This window comes from Mesorhizobium sp. M1E.F.Ca.ET.041.01.1.1 (genome assembly GCF_003997355.1).
In the GTDB taxonomy this organism is placed as follows: Bacteria; Pseudomonadota; Alphaproteobacteria; order Rhizobiales; family Rhizobiaceae; genus Mesorhizobium.
In genome coordinates, this window is the sequence record NZ_RZSL01000652.1 from 1 (window position 1) to 3,089 (window position 3,089).

Sequence of the window (3,089 nt, forward strand, 5' to 3'; positions counted from 1 at the left end):
ACCGCGCTGCTGGTGCGCGCAGTCGCTGAAACCGTCGAGGATCGCCGATGAGCAATGTCGGTATCGTCATCGTATCGCATTCGCCGCTGGTCGCCGAAGGCACGGCCGACATGGTGCGCCAGATGGTGGGCGACGAAGTGCCGCTTGCATGGTGCGGCGGAAACGGCCATGGCGGGCTCGGCACAAGCGTCGAGGCGATCATGGGCGCGATCGACAAGGCCTGGTCGGAAGCGGGCGTCGCCATCCTGGTCGATCTCGGCGGCGCCGAGACCAACTCAGAGATGGCGGTCGAGATGATCGGCGAGCCGCGCTCCCACAAGATCGTCGTCTGCAACGCGCCGATCGTCGAGGGCGCCGTGATGGCGGCGACGGAAGCTTCCGGCGGCGCCTCGCTTAAGGAAGTGGTGGCGACGGCGCATGAATTGTCGCCGTCATGAAGGAACGGGAACCGACTGAATGTCCGCATCCGCCGAAGCCACTGTCCTGATCACCCACGAGGTGGGCCTGCACGCGCGCCCTTCGGTGAAGTTCACCAAGCTCGCCAAGTCGTTCGCGGCCGAGGTGGAAGTGGCGGTGGCCGCCAACGGCCCCTGGTTCGACGCCAAGAGCATCGTCAAGGTAATGGCGGCCAAGGCGCCCAAGGGAACCCTGCTGCACATAAGGGCGCGAGGTGACGGCGCCGAGCAAGTGGTCGGCGCGCTGGTCGACCTGGTGCAGCGCGACTTCGACGAGGACAGGGACCATGCCCGGTCCGCTTGAGACGGGCAAAACGTGTCCGACATCCGCAAGGACTGCGGACCATGCGGATTGAAGGCGTTCCCGCCTCAGCCGGCTATGCCGAAGGGCCGCTGTTCGATCTCGACCGGCCGCCGGTTGCCTACAGAGGCAAGGCAAACGCGGCGGAGGAGAAAGCAGCGCTGCAGGCTGCGATCGAAAAGGCGGTGAGCCGGTTGACCGCGCTGATCGAAACCGCCGATGGCGACGCCGCCGGCATCCTCGAATTCCACATCGCCATGCTCCAGGACGATGCGCTGAGCGTTCCGGCCTTAGCATCGATCGGTTCAGGCGAACCGGCCGACGTTGCCTGGCGGCAGGCGCTGGATGCCGAAATCGCAGGCTACGAGGCTTCCGACCAGGACTATTTCCGGGCGCGGGCCGCCGACCTTCGCGACATCCGCGACCAGGTGCTGCACGCCTTGAGCGAGGACGGTGAGGCCGCAGCACCTGCCGGCGCCATCCTCTACGGCACGGACATCGCGCCGACGCGCTTCCTCGAAACAGACTGGAGCAGAGGCGGCGGCATCGCGCTCAAGGCCGGCAGCACGGCCAGCCATGTCGCCATGCTGGCGCGCTCGCGCGGCGTGCCGATGGTGGTGGGGCTCGGCGCTTTCGCGGATGAGCCCACGGGAGTCGCGCTGCTCGACGCCGAGCATGGCGGCCTTATGTTCGCGCCGTCGCCGGCGGAATTCGAAGCCTTTAGGCGGTCGTCGTCCTCCTTCGCGGCGCGCCAGGGCAAGGCGCAGGCTTTTCTCTCCCAGCCGGCCATGACGGAAGCCGGCACGGCCGTGCGCGTTCAGGTCAACATCGCCTATCCTTCCGATGTCGACGGCATCGATATCGAGACCTGTGACGGCGTCGGGCTGATGCGGACGGAGTTCCTGTTCGGCGGGGCGCTGCCGGACGAGGAGACGCAGTACCATGCCTATCGCAAGGTGCTGGAGTGGGCCGGAGAAAAACCGGTGACCATCCGCACCGTCGATGCCGGCGGCGACAAGCCGGTTCCCGGCTTCACCGTCGCGGAGACCAACCCGTTCCTCGGCCTGCGCGGCATCAGGTTGTCACTGGCCAGGCTCGACATTTTCCGGATGCAAATCCGGGCATTGCTGCGCGCCGCCGTACACGGCAATCTGAAGGTCATGTTTCCGATGGTCGCCACCGCCGAGGAGTATGCCCAAGCCGCAGCGCTGTTCGCCGAGGAGCAGGCGGCGCTCGCCGCGCGCGGCATTGCGCATAAGCTGCCGCCGCTCGGCATCATGGTCGAGGTGCCGTCTGTCGCCATCGCGCCGGAGGCATTCGCCAAGGTCGCCTTCTTCTCGATCGGCTCCAACGACCTGACGCAATATGTGATGGCGGCGGCACGTGACAATGCATCGGTCGCGCATCTCAATTCGGTCCGCCACCCGGCAGTGCTGCGGCTGATCGCTTCGGTCGCGGCCTTCGGGCGGGAGAAAGGGATTCCGGTCAGCCTTTGCGGTGACGCCGGCGGCGACCCGGCCGCCATCCCGCTGTTGCTCGAGGCCGGCCTGCGCGACCTTTCGGTCGCGCCTGCCCAACTCGCCATGGCCAAGGCGGCCATCGCGGACGTTTCGGTGTAAGCGCGGCATGGCCAAGGCAGCCAAGATACAGGAAGCCGGCTCGGAAGACGCGATCCGCGCCTACAAGACGATCCTGTCGCAGGTTATCGACCAGCGGCCATCGGGCATGCGCCAGCGCCTTGCCGACGCGCTCGGCAAGCATCGCAGCTTCGTCACGCAGATCTCCAGTCCGGCCTATTCGATACCGATCCCGTCAAAGCATCTGCCTTCTATCTTTTCCGTCTGCCATTTCAGTCCGGCCGAGCGCGACCAGTTCTTGGCCGCCTATCACCAGGCGCATCCGGGCAAGATGTCGGCGACTTCGGGTCCGCGCAAGACGCGCCACGTCTCGCTGATCGTGCCGGATTTCGGCGACGACAGGCAGAACGCCGCGCTCGACCGGGCGATCAACGAATTCATCCAGAAGATCACCAGCATCGCCGGCAAGGGCAGCGGCTGACCAAAGCAATTCCGGGAAAAATATGCAGCGGTTTTCCGTTCGGAATTGCATATATCAAATCCAGGACTGTTCGGGAGGACGGCCATGAAGAAGTTCATCAACACGGTGGATACGATCCTCACCGAAAGCCTCGACGGTTTCGCCGCCGCCCATTCGGACATCCTCGTGCTCGGCGACGAACACAAATTCGTCCGCCGCAGAGAGCTCAAGCCGGGCAAGGTGGCGCTGATCTCGGGCGGCGGTTCCGGCCACGAGCCGTTGCATGGCGGGTTGGT

At 65.7% G+C, this 3,089-nt stretch carries 5 protein-coding genes; all 5 read left to right on the forward strand.

Translation table 11 applies throughout. The features are described 5' to 3' along the window. Positions 1-47 precede the first annotated feature (47 nt). Positions 48-437 carry a dihydroxyacetone kinase phosphoryl donor subunit DhaM gene (dhaM, locus tag EOA38_RS31935; RefSeq protein ID WP_124999764.1) on the forward strand — a complete coding sequence of 130 codons (390 nt, stop codon included), beginning with the start codon at positions 48-50 and terminating at the stop codon, positions 435-437. Between the two features lie 19 nt (positions 438-456). Next, positions 457-759, forward strand: coding sequence for an HPr family phosphocarrier protein (locus EOA38_RS31940; RefSeq protein WP_126090534.1), 303 nt, complete (start codon positions 457-459; stop codon positions 757-759). 41 nt (positions 760-800) lie between these two features. Then, positions 801-2,375: a phosphoenolpyruvate--protein phosphotransferase gene (ptsP, locus tag EOA38_RS31945; protein ID WP_127301100.1), complete on the forward strand. Its 1,575-nt coding sequence runs from the start codon at positions 801-803 to the stop codon at positions 2,373-2,375. Positions 2,376-2,382: 7 nt separating this feature from the next. Further along, positions 2,383-2,814, forward strand: coding sequence for a hypothetical protein (locus EOA38_RS31950; protein ID WP_126090536.1), 432 nt, complete (start codon positions 2,383-2,385; stop codon positions 2,812-2,814). Positions 2,815-2,898: 84 nt separating this feature from the next. After that, positions 2,899-3,089: dihydroxyacetone kinase subunit DhaK (locus EOA38_RS31955; protein ID WP_189435054.1), on the forward strand; the 191-nt coding region annotated here is incomplete at its 3' end.

Bases quoted from the DNA above. Each gene is read 5' to 3' on its own strand.
- dhaM (WP_124999764.1), top strand. From the start codon at position 48: ATGAGCAATGTCGGTATCGTCATCGTATCGCATTCGCCGCTGGTCGCC.
- EOA38_RS31940 (WP_126090534.1), top strand. From the start codon at position 457: ATGTCCGCATCCGCCGAAGCCACTGTCCTGATCACCCACGAGGTGGGC.
- ptsP (WP_127301100.1), top strand. From the start codon at position 801: ATGCGGATTGAAGGCGTTCCCGCCTCAGCCGGCTATGCCGAAGGGCCG.
- EOA38_RS31950 (WP_126090536.1), top strand. From the start codon at position 2,383: ATGGCCAAGGCAGCCAAGATACAGGAAGCCGGCTCGGAAGACGCGATC.